This is a genomic window from Sphingosinicella sp. (assembly GCF_013911755.1).
GTDB lineage: Bacteria > Pseudomonadota > Alphaproteobacteria > Sphingomonadales > Sphingomonadaceae > Sphingosinicella.
The window spans coordinates 178,222-196,205 of record NZ_JACESP010000003.1 but is presented as its reverse complement, the minus strand read 5'-3'; the positions used below and the strand labels follow the sequence as shown (position 1 = coordinate 196,205).

Below are 17,984 nucleotides of genomic sequence, written 5' to 3'. Positions count from 1 at the left end.
ACTTTACCGTCGGTGCTCGTGCACCGTCTCCATGAACAATGTCGCCGCTTCGCTGTGGCGGGTGAGGCGCCTCCAGGCGATGCCGATGTCCACGGTGGGCAGGCTTTCGCGCGTGCGCTTGGCGATGATGCGGTCGCCTTCGAGACTCCAGGGCCGGTAGACGAGATCGGGGAGCAGCGTGATTCCCGCCCCCGTGCCGACAAGGCTGCGCACGCCCTCCATCGACGAGGTGCGGTAGGCGACGCGCGGCGGGTGGTCGAACTTGGACCAGATGCCGTCGATCAGCCCTTCGAGCTCGTCGAGCGTGAGGGCGATCACCGGCTCGTTTTCGAGGTCGGTGAGGCTAAGGCCATCGACGTCCGACAGCGGGTGCGAGGGAGCGACCCATGCGCGGCATTCTGATCGGAGCAGCACCTCGTGGTCGATCGCGCTGCGCTCTTCGAGGTTGCTCACCATCAGGACGGCGAGATCGAGTTCGCCGTTGATGAGCAAGTGTTCGATGTAGTCGCGGCGTTCTTCGACGAGCTGGACCTCGATGCGGGGAAACATACGCCTGAAGCGGGACAGCAGGTCGGAGAGGAAATAGCCGGTGACGACGGGCGTGACGCCCACGCGGACGCTGCCTGCGGTCAGGTCCTGCTCGCGCCCGACCCCGCCCTGCATGTCGGCGATGGCGTCGATGATCGAGCGCGCGTGGCGCAGGAACTGGTGCCCCTCACGCGTCAGCGTCACGCCCTTGGCATGGCGGTGGAACAACATGACGCCGGTTTCCGCCTCCAGCGTGCGGATCGCATCCGTCACCGCTGACTGCGAAATGCCGACCGCACTTGATCCGCCTGAGACCGACCGGGCCTCGGCGACCGCGATGAAATAGCGGATCTGGCGGAACGTGATGTTCATCTCTGCCATCGGATTTTTCGATACCTCACGGTTTGCATAATGCATTTGCGCGGGCGGCGGTAGACGGTTTTGATGACCCTCGGGAGACTGAGGGGCTTGCGGCCAGTCACGGCTGCGTTAGCATCCGCCGAGCGCCGTCAGAGCGTTGAAGTCCGGGGATGATCGCTGGCGGGCGATGAACGGGAGACAGGGACCATGAACAGCTTCGACAGCATCCGTAAACGCATCGGCCGCCGCTCGCTTCTGCAGGGGCTCGGCGCCGCCGCCATCGGCATCACCTTCACCGGCGCGCTCGCGGGCTGCGAGAAGAAGGAAGCCGGCGAAGCCTCCACCGGCGAAGAGCCCAAGCTCAACTTCTACAACTGGGACACGTACATCGGCGAAACCACGCTCGACGATTTCAAGGACACGTCGGGCATCGACGTCAACATGAGCCTGTTCGCGACCAACGACGAACTCTTCGCGAAGCTGCGCGCGGGCAACCCCGGCTTCGATGTGATCGTGCCCTCGAACGACTTCGTGGAGCGCATGGTGCAGGCGGACATGCTGATGCCGCTCGACCATGCGAAGATTCCCAACATCGCCAACATCGGCGCCGAATTCAAAGATGTCGCCTACGATCCGGGCCGCAAGTTCTCGATGCCGTACACCTGGCTCACGCTCGGCATCGGCTACCGAAAATCGAAGGTGGACGGCGTGCCGGACAGCTGGAAGTGGCTGTTCGATTCGGACAAGTACAAAGGCCGCATCGCCGTTCTCTCGGAAGCCGGCGACATGTTCCGTCTCAGCGCGAAGTATCTCGGCCATTCGGTGAATGGCGTTACCCCTGAACTCGTGCAGCAGATCGAGGCGATGCTCATCAAGCAGAAGCCGAACATAAAGGCGTTCCACGAGGACAACGGCCAGGATCTGCTGCTCTCGGGCGAGGTTGATCTTGTTCTGGAATACAACGGCGACATTGCGCAGATCATGGCCGAGGACGACGACATCGCCTTCGTGCTTCCGAAAGAAGGCAGCCAGCTCAATTCCGATACGCTGTGCATCCCCAAGGGCGCTCCGCATCCGCTGAACGCACACGCCTTCATCAATTATCTGCTCGATGCGGAAGCCGGAAAGAAGATCGCCGAATATATTCTGTATCCCACGCCGAACGAGGCGGCGAAGGCGTTGATGCCTGACGATTACAAGAACAACCCTGTTATCTTCCCGCCCGCGGAAGCACTCGCGAAATGCGAGTATGCCGCCTACGACGGCAAGATGCAGCCGATCTTCGAGGAAGCCTTCACCCGCGTGCGCGCGGCCTAGCGGACAGGGCGCGAGGGGGAGCGCGAGATGCAGGACTGGAAGCTGAACCGGGCGCTGTTCGCAACCATTGCGGGCGCGCCCATCCTCTGGCTGCTCCTGTTCTTCGTCGTCCCCCTCGGCCTCGTCTGGCTTTACAGTTTCGGCCGAAACGTCGGCCTCACCGAAATCGATATCAGCGGCACGTTCGCGAATTATGCGCGGGCGCTCGAACCGCTCTACCTCGGCATCTTCGTGAAATCTGTCGGAGTCGCCGCGCTCACCACAATCATCTGCCTCGTCGTTGGCTTCCCGGTGGCGCTCGCAATCGTCTTCGCGACGGAAAAGTGGCGGCCATGGCTGCTCCTTGCGATCATGCTGCCGTTCTGGACGAACCTCCTCATCCGCACCTATGCGCTGATGGCGGTGCTACGGACCGAAGGTTATGCGAACCAGACGATCGGCTGGATGTGGGACAAATGGAGCGGGGTGATGACCTTTGCAGGTCTCCAACCGCTCGGAACCTTCGAGCCGCTCCCGCTGCTCTACAACAATTTCGCCGTCGTCCTCGGCCTCGTCTACGTCCACCTGCCGTTCATGGTGCTGCCGCTCTACGCGGCGCTCGACCGGCTCGACAAATCGCTCATCGAGGCGAGCCTGGATCTTGGCGCCGGGCACGTCCGCACGCTGCTCAGCATTGTCGCGCCGCTTGCCGCGCCCGGCATCATCTCGGGCATCATCATCACCTTCGTGCCCGCGCTCGGCGCGTATCTGACACCGGACCTCCTCGGCGGCACCGACAGCCAGATGATCGCGAACGTCATCGAGCGGCAGTTCAAGCGCGCCAACGACTGGCCGTTCGGCGCGGCGCTGTCGTTCCTTCTGATGTACGCAACCTTCATCGCCATCGCGTTCCAGGCCATGAAATCGCGCCAGGCGGAGCGCCGCCAATGAGCCTCTTCAAGGCCCGCGTCCCGCTCGCCCCGCTCGAATACACGAAGCGCCTCTGGATGCGCGCGTGGGTCGGCCTCGTGCTGTTCTTCCTCTATGCGCCGCTCATCACGCTCGTCGCGTTCAGCTTCAACGACAGCAAGCGCAACATCCTGTGGCGCGGCTTCACGCTCAAATATTACGAGAAAGCGCTCGACAACGACTCGCTGATGGTCGCGATGGGCAACTCGCTCACCATCGCTTTCATCAGCACGATCGTCAGCGTCGTCATCGGCGCGCTCGCCGCCGTGATGCTCTGGCGCTTCCGCTTCCCGGGCAAGACCGCGACCGAAGGCGCGATGGCGCTGCCGATCGTGGTGCCGGAAATCTGCATGGGCGTCGCCATGCTCGTGTTCTTCGCCAAGATCGGTTTCCCGACCGACCTGCCGTGGCCTTTCAGCCTCGGCGCAATCATCATCGCGCACATCACCTTCTGCTTCCCGTTCGTGACGATGGTGGTGCGCTCGCGCCTGACCAGCTTCAACCGCGAGGAAGAGGAAGCCGCGAAGGATCTTGGCGCCAGCGAATGGCAGGCGTTCCGCGACGTGCTGCTGCCGCACATGAAGCCGGGCCTCGTTGCCGGCGCGCTCCTCGCCTTCACGCTCAGCCTCGACGATTTCGTCATCACCTTCTTCACCAGCGGCCCGAACACCATCACCTTCCCGGTGAAAGTCTATTCGATGGTCCGCTTCTCGGTGACGCCGGAGGTGAATGCCGCCTCCGCGTTGCTCATCGCCCTCACCGTCATTCTCACGACCATAGCCCTGAAGGTGCAAAGCCGGATGGGCGGAACCCCGCAAGGCCACTGATCACCATGGCGACCGCACCGAAACAGCCCATCATCAGCATCCAGAACGTCACCAAGCGCTTCGGCGCGGTGGCGGCGGTGGACAATGTCTCGCTCGACATCATGCCCGGTGAATTCTTCGTGCTGCTTGGCCCTTCGGGCTGCGGCAAGACCACGCTGCTCAGGATGATTGCCGGCTTCGAAGTGCCGACCGAAGGCCGCATCGTCATCGACGGGCAGGACATGGCGCACGTGCCGCCGAACAAGCGCCCGGTGAACATGGTGTTCCAGTCCTACGCCGTGTTCCCGCACATGACGGTGACGGAGAATGTCGGCTATGGCCTGCGCATTGCCCGCGTGCCGTCTTCGGAGATCAAATCCCGCGTCGAGGAAGCGCTCGCGCTCGTGAAGCTCGACGGCTTCGGCGGCCGCCGCCCCGATCAGCTTTCGGGCGGTCAGCGCCAGCGCGTCGCGCTCGCCCGCTCGCTCGTCATGCGCCCGAAGGTGCTGCTGCTCGACGAGCCGCTCTCCGCGCTCGACGCGAAGCTGCGCGCCGCGATGCAGTTCGAACTTGCCGATCTTCAGGAGCAGGTCGGCATCACCTTCGTCACAGTGACGCACGATCAGGACGAGGCGCTCTCGATGGCGGGCCGCATCGCCGTCATCAACCGGGGTCTCGTCGCACAGCTTGCGACACCGTCCGACCTCTACGAGTTCCCGGCGAACCGCTTCGTTGCGGACTTCATCGGATCGGTGAACCTGTTCGACGGCAGGCTGGTCGTGGACGAGCCGGACAAGGCGGTCGTCGACTGCCCGGAGATCGGTCGCATTTACCTCAACCACGGCGTTACCGGTCCGCATGACGCGAACGTCCACGTCGCGCTGCGCCCCGAAAAGATCGCGATGATTCCCGAGGCGAAGGGCAAGCCGACGGCCCCGGAATGCCCGGAAGGCGACAACATCGCGCACGGCCAGATCCGCGGCATGTCCTACCTCGGCGACATCACGATCTACGAGGTGAAGCTGGATACCGGCCGCGTCATCCGCGTCTCTCGTCCCAACCTGTCGCGCTACGATCAGGAAGACTTCACCTGGGACGACAAGGTCTGGCTCTCGTGGCACGGATCGAGCCCGGTGGTGCTGCAGTCCTGAATCGGCGCACAGTCCTGCAGCGCCATCATCTTTCCATCGCTGTCGCAGCTCTGCTCGTGGGCTGCGCCGTTGATCCCTATGCCGATATCGCGCTGCAACCCGGGGCGGCGTCGCCCTTGGTCCAGGAAGAGGCCAGGCGCGCGATGGCGGGGGACAAATACGCCCAACTCGCGCTTGGAAAACGCTTTGAGGCAGGGATCGGGGTTCCACAAAGTTATCGCAAGGCAAAACGTCTTTATGAACAGGCCGCTTCAGACAGTGGCGGCATAGTGTGGGTCTATTCGCCGCCCGTGGGGAAAGAAAAGACCGGGCGTACAGTCCCGATAAATACCGGTCCCAAGGTCGCCGGCCTGCCCGAAGCGAAAGCGTGGCTCGCAGGGATGCGAACCAGAATAATCGCGCGCGAGGATTACCGCTAAGCTATCGGGAAAACCGATAGATAGTATGTATCATTTCGTATTTCCGATGAGGCAGCCCCATCCCTATCGTCCGGTCGATCTCTCACGCGGAAAGCCGATCCCTCATGACCGACCGGACCAGCCAGTTTATCGACGGACACGCGCTCGACGGCGAAGACGCGCACGAACCGGTTTTCAATCCGGCGACAGGCGCCACACTCGCCACGCTGAACAGTGCAAGCCGAGCGCAGGTCGATGCCGCCATTGCTTCCGCCGAGCGCGGTTTCGCGGTGTGGTCCGCAATGTCGCCCAAGGAGCGCTCGCTGCGGATGCTCCGTATCGCCGACCGGATCGAGGCGCTGGCGGATGAATTCGCCGAGCTTGAAATGCGCAATTGCGGCAAGCCGATCGGTACCGCGCGCGCCGTCGACGTGGGCAACACCATCGACGTCTTCCGCTTTTATGCGGGCGCAGCGCGCGCCATCCCCGGTCAGGCGGCGGCCGAATACAAGCCCGGCCACACCTCGATGATCCGCCGCGATCCCATTGGCGTCGTCGTCGGCATCGCGCCGTGGAACTATCCGCTGATGATGGCGTCGTGGAAGATCGCGCCTGCCATCGCCGCGGGCAATACGGTCGTCCTGAAGCCATCCGAGCACACGCCGCTCACAGCGCTGCGGCTCGCCGAAGTGTGCGCCGAGTTCCTGCCGGCGGGTGTCGTCAATGTCGTTACCGGCAATGGGCCGAACGTCGGCGCGCGGCTCGTCGCGCATCCGCGCGTGCGCATGGTGTCCTTGACCGGCGACGTCGCCACGGGACGCAAGATCATGGAAGCCGTCGCGCCGACCATAAAGCGCACGCATTTCGAGCTTGGCGGCAAGGCGCCCGTGATCGTGCTGGCGGACGCGGACATCGCCGCCGCCGTCGAGGCGATTGCCGAGGGCGGCTACTATAATGCCGGGCAGGACTGCACCGCCGCCTGCCGCGTTTATGCCCATGCGAGCATCCACGACCGCCTGATCGCCGCGCTTCAGAGCGCGGTCGAGGCGATCCCTATGGGCGATCCGTCCGCGCCCGGCACCGCCCTCGGTCCACTCATCACCGCGCGCCAGCGCGACCGCGTGGATGGGTTTGTCGCCCGCGCCGCCGCCGACACGGATGCCGAGGTCGTCACCGGCGGCAAGGCGCCCGAGGGCCCCGGCTTCTTCTATCAGCCGACACTGATCGCGGGCGCCAAAAACAGCGACGAGATCGTCCAGAAGGAAGTGTTCGGCCCGGTCGTCTCGGTCACGCGCTTCGATGAAAACGCGCAGGCGCTCGACTGGGCGAACGACAGCGAATACGGCCTCGCTTCCTCGGTATGGACGCGCGATGTCGGCAAGGCGGCGGCGTTTGCCGCGCGCCTGCAATACGGCGTCACCTGGATCAACACGCACTCGGTGAACGCCACCGAAATGCCGCACGGCGGCGTGAAGGCTTCGGGCTACGGCTCCGATCTTTCGGTCTACAGCCTCGAACACTATCTTGCGACGCGGCATGTCATGATAAAGCACTGAGTATGACCACAGCCCGTCCCGTTCTTGGTATCATCTGCTGCCAGCGCACCGTGGGCACCGAGCCCGCGCAGGCCGTCATCGAGCGCTATGTGCGCGCGGCGATGCGCTATGCGGACGTTGCCGCGCTGCTGATCCCCTCGCTTCCGGACCTGATGACCGCGGCCGAGGTCGCCCCCCGTCTCGACGGCGTGCTCCTCACCGGCAGCCCTTCGAACATCGAGGGAAATCGCTATGACGATGAGGGTGGCGAAGGCCCGTTCGATCCCGGCCGTGACGAGATCGCACTTTCGATGGTGGACGCGATGATCGGGCGTGGGCGTCCCGTGTTCGGCATCTGCCGCGGCTTTCAGGAAATCAACGTCGCGCTCGGCGGCACGCTGCGCCGCGACACCTCCGCGAGCGACGACCTCATCCGCCATCATGCGCCGGACGGGGTTTCGTTCGATGCCATGTTCGATCACCGCCACCGCGTCGATCTCGTCCCCGGCGGCCTTCTCGCGCGTACTTACGATACGCCATCGCTCGATGTGAACTCTGTTCACTTTCAGGGTATCGGTCGCCTCGCCGACAGCCTGACCGTGGAAGCGACCGCGCCCGATGGCCTCGTCGAGGCGTACTCGGCGACCATCGGCAAATCGCCCGTCGTCGCCGTCCAGTGGCATCCCGAATGGCATCCGGAATCGAACCTGGACAGCCAGACCTTCTTCAAACTGCTTGGCCAGACTCTCAGGGGAACAGCATGACCGCCGTCCGCAAGAACTACGACATTCCCGCGCTGCGCCGTCTCGACGTCGCGCACCACCTTCCCGCGCAGCAGGATTACAAGCTGATCGAGGACATGGGCGGCAGCCGCATCGTGACCCACGCCGAAGGCTGCTACATCACCGACGGCGACGGCAACCGCATCCTCGACGGCATGGCGGGCCTGTGGTGCGTCAACGTCGGCTACGGCCGCGAAGAGCTTGCCGACGTCGCCGCCGAGCAAATGCGCGAGCTTCCCTTCTACAACACCTTCTTCAAGACCGCGACGCCGCCCACGATCGAACTGGCCGCGAAGATCGCCGGCCTCACCGGCGGCAAGCTCCAGCACGTGTTCTTCAACGCCTCGGGCTCAGAGGCGAACGACACCGTGTTCCGCATGGTGCGCCACTACTGGCAGGTGAAGGGCGAGCCGAGCCGCAAGGTCTTCATCAGCCGCTGGAACGCCTATCACGGCTCCACGGTCGCGGGCGTCAGCCTCGGCGGCATGAAGGCGATGCACGCGCAGGGCGACCTCCCGATCCCCGGCATCGAGCACGTCCGCCAGCCCTACTGGTTCGGCGAGGGACGCGACATGGAGCCGCGCGAATTCGGCAAGCTCTGCGCGCAGGCGATCGAGGACCGCATCCTCCAAGTCGGACCCGAAAACGTCGCCGCGTTCGTCGGCGAACCCGTGCAGGGCGCGGGCGGCGTGATCATCCCGCCCGAAGGCTATTGGCAGGAAGTCGAGCGCATCTGCCGCAAATACGGCATCCTCCTCGTCGCGGACGAGGTGATCTGCGGTTTCGGGCGCACGGGCGAGTGGTTCGGCCACCAGACGCTCGGCTTCACGCCCGATCTCGTCCCCATGGCCAAGGGGCTCTCCTCGGGCTATCTCCCCATCTCGGCGGTCGCCGTGTCATCGGATGTCGTGGATGTGCTCAAGACGGGCGGCGATTTCGTCCACGGCTTTACCTATTCCGGCCACCCGGTCTGCGCTGCCGTCGCGCTTCGCAACATCGAGATCATTGAGCGCGAGAACCTCGTCGGCAAGGTGCGCGACGATGTCGGCCCCTATCTGAATGCCGCGTTGAAGCGCCTCGACGACCACCCGCTCGTCGGCGAAACGCGCTCGATCGGCCTGCTCGGCGCGGTCGAGATCGTCGCCGACAAGAAGACCGCCGCGCGTTTCGGCGGCAAGGAAGGCAACGCCGGACCGGTCGTGCGCGATTTCTGCATCGAAAACGGCCTGATGGTGCGCGGCATTCGCGACACCATCGTCATGTCGCCGCCGCTCGTCATCTCACGCCAGCAAATCGACGACCTGGTTGACATCATCCGCCGTTCGCTGGATTTGGCCATGCCGAAACTGAAAGCCCTGTAAAAGGAGAGTCTCCATGACCCGTTCGCCGCTGCTTCGCGAAGCCTGCTACATCGACGGCGAATGGGTGAAGGCAGACAGCGGCGAGACGATAAACGTCACGAATCCGGCCACTGGCGAGGTTCTCGGCACCGTTCCGAACTGCGGCGCGGCCGAAACCCGCCGCGCCGTCGAGGCGGCGAATCGCGCATGGCCTGCGTGGCGGGCAAAGACGGCGAAGGAGCGCGCCGTCATCCTCCGCCGCTGGTACGAGCTCATCATGGCCAATCAGGACGAGCTCGCCCGGCTCCTCACGCTCGAACAGGGCAAGAGCCTTGCCGAAGCGCGGGGCGAGATCGCCTATGGCGCCGCGTTCATCGAATGGTACGCGGAAGAAGGGAAGCGCCTCTACGGCGACGTCATTCCCGGCCACATGGCGGACAAGCGCATCGTTGTGCTTAAGCAGCCGATCGGCGTCGCTGCCGCAATCACGCCGTGGAACTTCCCGAACGCGATGATCACGCGCAAGGCCGGCCCCGCACTCGCCGCCGGCTGCCCGATCGTGCTGAAGCCCGCCGCCGAGACGCCCTACTCCGCCATCGCGCTCGCCGTGCTGGCCGAAGAGGCGGGACTTCCCAAGGGCATCTTCAACGTGCTGACGGGCAAGGCCTCAGCAATCGGCGGCGAACTCACGTCGAACCCCATCGTCCGCAAGCTGTCGTTCACCGGCTCCACCGAGATCGGCCGCCTGCTGATGCGCCAGTCGGCGGAGACCATCAAGAAGCTCAGCCTCGAGCTTGGCGGCAACGCCCCCTTCATCGTGTTCGACGACGCGGATGTGGACGCCGCCATCGTCGGCGCCATGGCCTCCAAGTACCGCAATTCGGGCCAGACCTGCGTGTGCTCGAACCGCCTCTACGTGCAGGCCGGCGTTTACGACGAGTTCGTCGAGAAGCTCGCCGCCGCCGCCGCGAAGCTGAAGGTCGGCAGCGGGCTTGAGGACGGCACCGAACAGGGCCCGCTCATCAACATGGCGGCGGTCGAGAAGGTCGAGCAGCATATCGCCGAGGCGACGGGCAAGGGCGCGAAGATCCTCGCGGGCGGCAAGCGCCACGCGCTCGGCGGCACGTTCTTTGAGCCGACTGTGCTCGCGAACGTCACGCAGGACATGCTCGTCGCGCACGAGGAAACTTTCGGGCCGCTCGCCCCCGTCATCCGCTTCGAAAACGAAGAGGACGCCATCGCGATGGCGAACGACAGCGAGTTTGGCCTCGCTTCCTACTTCTATTCGAACAACCTCTCCCGCGTCTGGCGCGTGGCGGAAGCGATCGAGTCGGGCATGGTCTGTGTCAACTCGGGCATCCTCTCCACGGAGGTGGCGCCGTTCGGCGGCGTCAAGCAGTCCGGCCTCGGCCGCGAAGGCTCGCGCTACGGCATCGATGAGTATGTCGAGATGAAGTACCTCTGCCTCACAATCTGAGGCGGCGGAAACATTTCGTCCAATAGGCGTTCAGGTTCAGTGCATTGACCCCAATGCAACACCTGAACGCCGGTCTCCCAAACGGAGCCGGCGTTTTTTTGGTAACCGCCTTCACCTGGGGTTCAGGCGCTTCATGGCCCACTGTACTGCAGGAGAAGGCCATGAATACTGTTCGAAGACGCGTAACGAGCGCACTTATGCTGCTGTCTGCCGTCGCCCTCGGCGGCTGCATGTACGACGGATACGGCAGAGCGGGTGTTTCGGTCGGCCACGGCGGCTACCACGATCGCTACGGCTATGATTATCCCCGCTACGGCTATGGCTGGTACGATGGCTATTATTACCCCGGCAGCGGCTACTATGTGCTGGACCGCGCAGGAAAACGCCATCGCTGGAATGCGCGGCAACGCGATTACTGGATGGAGCGTCAACGCGATCGTTATGCCGGTCATCGCGATCGGCACGATGGAAAGTGGGACCGGTCCGATCGTCAGAAATGGCGTGATCGTGATCGGGATCGACGCGTGAACGCCGATCGGGGTCACGAAAGCCCGCGGATCACGCGGCCGGACCGCGACCGCGGTGATTGGGGCGATCGCCGGGATCGACGCGGCAATTCGCGAGAAAGGCCGGACTAGCGGCTGCGGCGCCCTATTCGCTCCGTGTCAGGTCGCTCGCCCCCGTGCGGCGCCGGTGGTCGCTGAATTTTTCCCCGTCGCGACGCTCGGTGCGATGGCCGTTGACCTTCCAGGGCTTGCACATCTTGCAGCCCGCACGACGGTTTCTGGGCCTGCCGCGTTTGTGATTCACGCGGAATACCTCCCGAAAAATCATGGCGCGCCCGGCAGGATTCGAACCTGCGACCCCAAGCTTAGAAGGCTCGTGCTCTATCCGACTGAGCTACGGGCGCCCGCAAGGGGCCTTAGCGCAAATGCGCGCTATTTGAAATTGTCGGCGTAGGTCTGGATTTTCAGCCGGTGCGTGCGCGGCGGCAGCACCGTGTAGGCGAAGCCCTCGCGCTCGGCGTAGGCCGTGGCGGCTTCCGCGCTGTCGAAACACAGCGTCAGCTGGCGGCGCGTGTCGGCGGAGCCTGCCCAGCCGGTGAGCGGATCGGGGCGCTGCGGATCGGCGCGTTCGAACTCCAGCACCCACTCCTGCGTGCGCGCCTTGCCGCTTTGCATCGCGTTTTTCGGGCGCTGGTAAATCCGCACTGCCATCGTCGTCGTCCTCACGAAACCGTCGCGCAAAGCCAATGGCGCAGCCGCGTGCCGCGCGTCAAGTCGTCAGAACGCCCGCGCGATCGCGAAACGCACGGTTTCGGTAAGTGCCGCCTTCGCGCTGCTCGCGGGCATATCCGCAATCGCATCGATGGCGAGTTCGCCATAGTGCCGCGCGCGCGCCAGCGTATCGGCGATCGAACCTGATGTTTTCAGCCGCTCGATCGCTTCGGCGAGGTCGTCGTCGGACTTGCGGCGGCCTTCCATCGCGTCGCGCCAGAAGCGCCGCGCCTCGTCGTCGCCGCGGCGATAGGCGAGGATCACGGGCAGCGTCAGCTTGCCTTCGCGGAAGTCGTCGCCCTGCCCTTTGCCCATGGTTTCGGCGTCCGACATGTAGTCGATCGCGTCGTCCACGAGCTGGAAGGCGATGCCGAGGTTGCGGCCGAAGCTTTCGAGCGCGGCCTCGCACGCCTCGTCGCGCTCCGCGACCACGGCGGCGATCTGGCAGGCGGCGGCGAACAGCACCGCCGTCTTCGCCGTGATCACCTGCAGGTATTTTTCCTCGCTCGTTTCGATCTGGCGCGCGACCATAAGCTGGTCGACCTCGCCCTGCGCGATAACGGCGGAGGCATTCGAGAGGATCTTGAGGACGCGGAGGCTGCCGTCCTCGACCATCAGCTCGAAGGCGCGGCTGAACAGGAAATCGCCGACCAGCACCGTCGCCTGGTTGCCCCAGATGAGGTTCGCGGCCTTTTTGCCGCGCCGGAGGTCCGACCCATCCACCACATCGTCGTGGAGCAATGTAGCGGTGTGGATGAACTCGACGCTCGCCGCGAGCTTGTGGTGGCGCTCGCCCGAGTAGCCGAGCAGGCGCGCCGAGGCGAGCGTGAGCATCGGCCGCAGCCGCTTGCCGCCGCCCGAAATCAGGTGCCCCGCAAGCGCCGGGATCACCGCCACCGGGCTCTGCATCCGATCGAGGATGATCTGGTTCACGGAGTTCATTTGGGGCGCCACAAGCTGCATCAGCCCGTCGATCGACGGCGCAGGCTCCGCCGGATTCAACCTGTGTATGGTGGCGCTCACGACTCTGACTTGTCCCACGACGTTTCCGCTGTCATGCGTCCATGCTACATCCGCGGCGCTTTGTCACCGCGCCACATCGACGCGCCGACGTTTTGGGGAGCCTGATGACCGACGACCGTTCAGATGACCGCCTCGCCGCCTATCGCAGCAGCATCGACAACATAGACGCCGCGCTCATTCACATGCTCGCCGAGCGCTTCAAGATCACGCAGGCGGTGGGCGAATACAAGGCCGTGGCAGGCCTCCCGCCCGCCGATCCGGACCGCGAAGCCCGCCAGATCGCGCGGCTGCGGAAGCTCGCCGCCGACGCGCGGCTGGACGAGGAACTCGCCGAAAAGTTCCTGCGCTTCATCATCGAGGAAGTGATCCGCCACCACGAGCGTATCAAGAACGAGCAGTCCTGAAGGCGATTTTCGCCCCCCGTGCAAACCCCGTTGCATCGGCGGGGAGGCATCGTTATAGAGCGCCGTCCGGATCGGGGCTGTAGCTCAGATGGGAGAGCGCTGCAATCGCACTGCAGAGGTCAGGGGTTCGATTCCCCTCAGCTCCACCATCCGGATTTCCTGTTTTTCCCATCAATCGACGAAGTGCGGCTCCGGCCGTTCGCGAAGCTGTTCGTAGTGGACGAGCGCCGGCTGTGGCCCGAGCGGGACAGGCTGCCCGTCCCGGAACGCCCATTCGCCACGGTCGCAATCGGCGGCGCGGACGTAACCGTTGATATAGAAGCGCCGCTGGTGATCGGCACGGTTCGCGCCCGATCCGTGCACGAGATAGGGGCTCCAGAGCGCAAGATCGCCGGGGTCGAGCTCAAGGTCGATGAGCCCTGCAGGATCGAGGCCGAGCGCGACGAGCGCATCTTCGGCGGCGGCATTGTCCATCACCGCGCCGTCCATCTCCATATTGAGCGCGCCGAGCCGGTGGCTGCCGGGCAGGATGCGCATTCCGCCTGAGCGCGCAGTGTGCGGATCGATCGCGAGGCCGGTCTGCACGTAGCTCGCGCCGAGATTGCGGTAGGCATCCGGCGGACGGCGGAAGCGCGAGTCCTGATGAAAGGCGAAGTCGCCTTTCCCGCCCGGACGCTTCCAGTGGATCTGGTTGATGATCTGCTTGATGTCGCCGCCGATCATGCCGCGGAGCAGCGCCGCGAAGCGCGGATCGGTTCGCGCTTCATCCAGAGCCGCGCTCCGCCATGATGGCCACTGTGCCATGCGCACGTCGCCGTTCGCGATCTTGTAGAAGAGATTGCCGTGGCGAAAGCTGCGCCCATGTGCGGCGGCTTCCGCGTGTATGCTGTCGATCGCCGCGCCGATGCGTTCGACATCGGCAGGCGGAAGGAACTGCCGAACGATGGCGTAACCATCCCGGGCATAATCTTCTGTGAAGGTCATTTCAGAGTTTCCGCAGCACCACGTCGATGCGCTTCAGGATGCGCCAGCTTGCGTAAAGAAGAAGTAAGGTTACCGCGAGAAGCGACACCGCGACGATCCCGGCGAGCACCGGATCGACAAGCGTGAGCGTGAGGCCGCCGATGGTGAGCACGTCCTCCAAACCCGAAACGATCACGTTCGAAAAGGGTTCGGGGCTTGCATTCACCACCGCGCGTCCGCTCGCCTTTGCACTGTGGCTGACGAACGCCGCGCCGCCGCCCAGCAGGAACGCCGCCACCTGCCATGCCGGGTCGCCCGCATCGATGACCGCAAGCGCGATCAGCGCGCCGCCGAGCGGACGGATCGCGGTGTGGATCGCATCCCAGATGCTGTCGAGCCACGCGATCTTGTCGGCGAAGAATTCCACGACGAGACCGATCGCGGCAATTCCGATCACCCAGGGACTGGCGAAAACATCGAGGCTTTGAAGATGCTGGGGCAGGTCGAGGACACCCAGCCGCATCGCGAGACCTGCAGCGAACACCGTGGCATAGAGCCGCCATCCCGCGAGCAGGCTGAGGCTGGCGGCGACACCGAGCAGTTCGATCGGGCCCATGCGCGAGAAAATGATAGGCATTGCCCTGCTTGGCAAGCGGGCATTGCGGGTCCACATACGCGGCATGTCTACGCCTAAAGATGACGCCATGCCCGCCGCGACGCTGATCCTTCTGCGTGAAGGCTATGGCAGACCCGAAATTTTCATGCAGACCCGCGCGAAGACGATGGGTTTCGGAGCGGGGATGATTGCCTTCCCGGGCGGCAAGGTGGACGCCCACGATATGGAACTCGCTGCGTCGCGGCTCGTTGCAAGCAGCGGCAATCTCGATCTTGAAGAGATCGCCGCGCGTGTCGCCGCCATTCGCGAAAGTTTCGAGGAGGCCGGCGTGCTCCTCACCCACGGGCCGGAGATCGCCGCGCTGGACTTCATTGAAGCGCAGCCCGCGATCGCTTCGCGCGCGCTCGCGTTTTCCGATTTCCTTGCGCGCCACGATCATCAGATCGATCTCGACGTGCTCGTCCCCTTCGCGCGCTGGGTGCCGCCGCCCGGCCTTCACGGCAAGCGCTACGACACGCGCTTCTATCTGGCGCGGATGCCGGAAGGCGCGAACGCGGGGCATGACGGGAACGAGGCGACGACGTCATGGTGGATCACGCCGGCCGAAGCGATCGCGCGCGCGGATCGCCGGGAAGCCGACGTGATGTTCCCCACACGCCGCAATCTCGAACGCCTCGCGCAACACGCGAGCATCGACGCGCTCATCGCGCACGCGATGGAAACGCCGATCGTCACCGTGCAGCCCGAGGTCCGCATGTGCGACGACGGCCTCCATCTCTGCATCCCGGAAGGCATCGGCTACCCCGTGACGCGCGAGCCGCTGGAGACCGCACGCCGCGCGTAACGCGCCTTCAGAATTCCAGGATCGTCGCGACCTCGCTGCCGGGATAGGCAACGAGGAGATCGCTGCCGGGCACGGCTTCGAGATCGGCATCGCCTTCCACGAGCAGCGTCTCGCCCGATCTCGCATCGCCGGCTCGGCCATCGATCACCGTGATCCACACGGCCCGTCCGCGTGGTGGACGGAGGTGCAAACGTGCGCCGGTGCGCCAGCGTTCGACGACGAATTTGCCCCCCGATGACAGCAGCGTTCGTCCCCGCGAAAGGTCGTGGCGTTCGTCCGAAACGAAGAACGGATGCGCATTCGAAACCGCGACTCCTTCTTCGAGGTGGAGCTCGCGGGGGCGTCCATAATCATAGAGTCGGTAGGTGAGATCGACGTTCTGCTGGATCTCGAGGATGGTGACTCCGGCACCGATCGCGTGCACGGTCCCGGCCGGCGAATAAATAAAATCACCCGCCTTCACCGGCTTCCAGTCGATCAATTGCTCGATCGAACCGTCGATCGCAGCCTCGCGCAATTCTTCTGAAGACAGCGGTCGCACCGTGCCGAGCCCAACCGTGCCGTGGGGTTCGGCAGCAAGCACGAGCCATGCTTCATCCTTGCCGCGCGCATAGCCCGCAGCGCGCGCGGCGGCGTCGTCGGGGTGCACCTGCACGGACAATCGCTCGCTCGTGAACAGGTATTTGATGAGGAGGTCAGGGTCACGTCCGTCGGGAGTCTCGAACCAAATCTCTCCAATCTTTTCATCACTCTCCGGGACGTCTTCAAAGAAAGGTGAGAGATGCCGCCTGCCCCACGGCTTCTCGATGCGGCGTGTTATCAGCTTGGTGACCGTCATCGTATTTTCCTGCCTCCCCTCAGTCATGTTCCGGCTGCATCCGCGAGTGCGGATCACTTGCCGGGGAACTCTCGCCGCGTTCGATGTCGAGCTTCGCATCCTGATCGCAAGGATCGGGTTTCAGTTGCTTTACATCCTCGGCCCTGAGAACCGAACGCATCTCCAGAAATCCTATCTTGCGTTTTGCCATGACTAATTCCATCAAGAATATGGCAATTATTACGAACTATCTGCGCGTTGGTAGTTTTTCAAATTTTGTGGACATGTTAGCGTCCTCCATCCGTCAATGGGAGATCATGATGGCGAAGAAGAAAGAAACGGTAGCGAAGGCTAAGAAGCCGAAGAAGGTTAGCGCTGCCAAACCGGCTGCGAAGAAGCCGGCTGCGAAGAAGCAGTCGACCGGTCAGGATTTCGGTGAACATCTCGCAGCCGCCGGTGCGCAGCTGCAGGCGCGTGCGGAAGCGATGTTCGGGCAGTGGCTCGATCAGGCATCCTCGACGCTGCGCAAGAGCGGCGTGCAGACCTTTGTCGACGACATCAAGTCGCGCGCCGGCTTCGAAAAGATTGCCAAGGAACTCGCCAGCAACGTCGCGAACGAGATCACGAAATTTGCTGCGTCGACAAACATCGGCGCCAAGGTTGCGCCCAAGGCGAAACCGGGTCCGAAGCCGAAGGGCAAACCCGGTCCCAAGCCGAAAGCAGCTGCAGCGAAGCCCGCTGCTTCGGCGCCCGCAAAGCCGAAGGGCAAACCGGGTCCGAAGCCCAAGGCCGCTGCCGCAAAGCCGGCCGTGAAGGCACCGGCGACGCCGAAGGGCAAGCCCGGTCCGAAGCCGAAAGCGGTGGCTGCGAAGCCCGCTGCTGCGGCGCCTGCCAAGCCCAAGGGCAAGCCCGGTCCGAAGCCGAAAGCGGCTGCGGCGAAGCCCGCTGTTGCGGCACCTGCCAAGCCCAAGGGTAAGCCGGGCCCGAAGCCCAAGGCCGCTGCTGCAAAGCCGGCCGTGAAGGCGCCCGCGAAGGCGAAAGGTAAGCCCGGTCCGAAGCCGAAGGCTGCTGCACCCGCCAAGCCCGCAACAGCCGCGCCTGCCGCCGCTGCGCCCGCGAAGCCGAAGGGCAAGCCCGGTCCCAAGCCGAAGGCCGCCGCGCCGAAGCCTGCCGTAACGGCAGCGCCCGCCGCACCGAAGGCGAAGCCGGGTCCGAAGCCGAAGACGGCGGCTGCGAAGCCTGCCGCCGCTGCGCCCGCTAAGCCGGTCGCGCCTGCGGGCCTCACGCCGCGCCGTCGCGGACCGCGTCCGTCGTCGCGGCCTGCGCCCAAGAAGTAAGCGTTAAAAGAGGAATGGCCCGGCGCGTTTCGTATCCACGACGCGCCGGGCTTTTCTTTTG

General features: G+C 64.4%; 20 protein-coding genes and 2 tRNA genes. 14 read left to right on the top strand and 8 right to left on the bottom strand.

Translation table 11 applies throughout. The features are described from left to right. Positions 1 to 3: 3 nt before the first annotated feature. A complete protein-coding gene (locus H2052_RS04025; RefSeq protein ID WP_293778365.1) occupies positions 4 to 909 on the bottom strand; it encodes a LysR family transcriptional regulator in 906 nt (301 codons plus the stop codon). 186 nt (positions 910 to 1,095) lie between these two features. On the opposite strand from H2052_RS04025, the gene H2052_RS04020 reads away from it, so the two are divergent. From H2052_RS04020 to H2052_RS03975, 10 genes are all read left to right on the top strand, one after another. Beyond that, positions 1,096 to 2,205 (top strand): spermidine/putrescine ABC transporter substrate-binding protein, encoded by a 1,110-nt coding sequence (locus tag H2052_RS04020; RefSeq protein WP_293778363.1) that lies wholly within the window; start codon positions 1,096 to 1,098, stop codon positions 2,203 to 2,205. A 27-nt stretch (positions 2,206 to 2,232) separates the two neighbouring features. Further along, positions 2,233 to 3,135 carry an ABC transporter permease gene (locus H2052_RS04015; protein ID WP_293778361.1) on the top strand — a complete coding sequence of 301 codons (903 nt, stop codon included), beginning with the start codon at positions 2,233 to 2,235 and terminating at the stop codon, positions 3,133 to 3,135. After that, a complete protein-coding gene (locus H2052_RS04010) occupies positions 3,132 to 3,980 on the top strand; it encodes an ABC transporter permease (RefSeq protein ID WP_293778359.1) in 849 nt (282 codons plus the stop codon). The genes H2052_RS04015 and H2052_RS04010 overlap by 4 nt, the downstream gene beginning before the upstream one ends. Positions 3,981 to 3,985: 5 nt before the next feature. After that, positions 3,986 to 5,110, top strand: a complete 1,125-nt coding sequence (locus tag H2052_RS04005; protein ID WP_293778357.1) for an ABC transporter ATP-binding protein — start codon at positions 3,986 to 3,988, stop codon at positions 5,108 to 5,110. Beyond that, on the top strand, positions 5,074 to 5,529 hold the full coding sequence (locus H2052_RS04000) for an SEL1-like repeat protein (RefSeq protein ID WP_293778356.1): 456 nt from the start codon (positions 5,074 to 5,076) through the stop codon (positions 5,527 to 5,529). Before H2052_RS04005 ends, H2052_RS04000 begins: the two co-directional genes overlap by 37 nt. A 104-nt stretch (positions 5,530 to 5,633) precedes the next feature. Then, positions 5,634 to 7,064 (top strand): gamma-aminobutyraldehyde dehydrogenase, encoded by a 1,431-nt coding sequence (locus H2052_RS03995; RefSeq protein ID WP_293778355.1) that lies wholly within the window; start codon positions 5,634 to 5,636, stop codon positions 7,062 to 7,064. A 2-nt stretch (positions 7,065 to 7,066) separates the two neighbouring features. Next, a complete protein-coding gene (locus H2052_RS03990) occupies positions 7,067 to 7,807 on the top strand; it encodes a gamma-glutamyl-gamma-aminobutyrate hydrolase family protein (RefSeq protein ID WP_293778354.1) in 741 nt (246 codons plus the stop codon). Next, on the top strand, positions 7,804 to 9,186 hold the full coding sequence (locus tag H2052_RS03985; RefSeq protein ID WP_293778353.1) for an aspartate aminotransferase family protein: 1,383 nt from the start codon (positions 7,804 to 7,806) through the stop codon (positions 9,184 to 9,186). The genes H2052_RS03990 and H2052_RS03985 overlap by 4 nt, the downstream gene beginning before the upstream one ends. 13 nt (positions 9,187 to 9,199) lie before the next feature. Next, the gene (gene gabD, locus H2052_RS03980) at positions 9,200 to 10,642 is read left to right on the top strand and encodes an NADP-dependent succinate-semialdehyde dehydrogenase (RefSeq protein ID WP_293778352.1); all 1,443 of its coding nucleotides are present in this window, start codon (positions 9,200 to 9,202) and stop codon (positions 10,640 to 10,642) included. Between the two features lie 161 nt (positions 10,643 to 10,803). Continuing rightward, on the top strand, positions 10,804 to 11,280 hold the full coding sequence (locus H2052_RS03975; protein ID WP_293778351.1) for a hypothetical protein: 477 nt from the start codon (positions 10,804 to 10,806) through the stop codon (positions 11,278 to 11,280). Positions 11,281 to 11,475: 195 nt separating this feature from the next. Here H2052_RS03975 and H2052_RS03970 read toward each other — a convergent pair. From H2052_RS03970 to H2052_RS03960, 3 genes are all read right to left on the bottom strand, one after another. Beyond that, positions 11,476 to 11,552 (bottom strand) — tRNA-Arg (locus tag H2052_RS03970). A gap of 28 nt (positions 11,553 to 11,580) precedes the next feature. Next, positions 11,581 to 11,859: an ETC complex I subunit gene (locus H2052_RS03965; RefSeq protein WP_293778349.1), complete on the bottom strand. Its 279-nt coding sequence runs from the start codon at positions 11,857 to 11,859 to the stop codon at positions 11,581 to 11,583. A 66-nt stretch (positions 11,860 to 11,925) separates the two neighbouring features. Beyond that, entirely contained in the window at positions 11,926 to 12,942 is a 1,017-nt protein-coding gene (locus tag H2052_RS03960; RefSeq protein WP_293778347.1) for a polyprenyl synthetase family protein, read from the bottom strand. 104 nt (positions 12,943 to 13,046) lie between these two features. Between H2052_RS03960 and H2052_RS03955 the strand changes: the two genes are divergently transcribed. After that, positions 13,047 to 13,346 (top strand): chorismate mutase, encoded by a 300-nt coding sequence (locus tag H2052_RS03955; protein WP_293778345.1) that lies wholly within the window; start codon positions 13,047 to 13,049, stop codon positions 13,344 to 13,346. A 73-nt stretch (positions 13,347 to 13,419) separates the two neighbouring features. After that, positions 13,420 to 13,495, top strand: a tRNA-Ala gene (locus H2052_RS03950). A 22-nt stretch (positions 13,496 to 13,517) separates the two neighbouring features. Here H2052_RS03950 and H2052_RS03945 read toward each other — a convergent pair. Further along, positions 13,518 to 14,330 (bottom strand): phytanoyl-CoA dioxygenase family protein, encoded by an 813-nt coding sequence (locus H2052_RS03945; RefSeq protein ID WP_293778343.1) that lies wholly within the window; start codon positions 14,328 to 14,330, stop codon positions 13,518 to 13,520. A gap of 1 nt (position 14,331) precedes the next feature. Next, positions 14,332 to 14,946 carry a DUF4126 domain-containing protein gene (locus tag H2052_RS03940; RefSeq protein WP_366484198.1) on the bottom strand — a complete coding sequence of 205 codons (615 nt, stop codon included), beginning with the start codon at positions 14,944 to 14,946 and terminating at the stop codon, positions 14,332 to 14,334. 43 nt (positions 14,947 to 14,989) lie between these two features. On the opposite strand from H2052_RS03940, the gene H2052_RS03935 reads away from it, so the two are divergent. Beyond that, positions 14,990 to 15,769: an NUDIX domain-containing protein gene (locus H2052_RS03935; RefSeq protein ID WP_293778341.1), complete on the top strand. Its 780-nt coding sequence runs from the start codon at positions 14,990 to 14,992 to the stop codon at positions 15,767 to 15,769. Between the two features lie 7 nt (positions 15,770 to 15,776). On the opposite strand, the gene H2052_RS03930 is transcribed toward H2052_RS03935, so the two are convergent. Both H2052_RS03930 and H2052_RS03925 read right to left on the bottom strand, forming a co-directional pair. Then, positions 15,777 to 16,607, bottom strand: a complete 831-nt coding sequence (locus H2052_RS03930) for a class I mannose-6-phosphate isomerase (protein WP_293778339.1) — start codon at positions 16,605 to 16,607, stop codon at positions 15,777 to 15,779. A gap of 19 nt (positions 16,608 to 16,626) precedes the next feature. After that, positions 16,627 to 16,797, bottom strand: a complete 171-nt coding sequence (locus tag H2052_RS03925; RefSeq protein WP_293778337.1) for a hypothetical protein — start codon at positions 16,795 to 16,797, stop codon at positions 16,627 to 16,629. 109 nt (positions 16,798 to 16,906) lie between these two features. On the opposite strand from H2052_RS03925, the gene H2052_RS03920 reads away from it, so the two are divergent. Beyond that, positions 16,907 to 17,923, top strand: coding sequence for a hypothetical protein (locus tag H2052_RS03920; protein WP_293778335.1), 1,017 nt, complete (start codon positions 16,907 to 16,909; stop codon positions 17,921 to 17,923). Positions 17,924 to 17,984 lie beyond the last annotated feature (61 nt).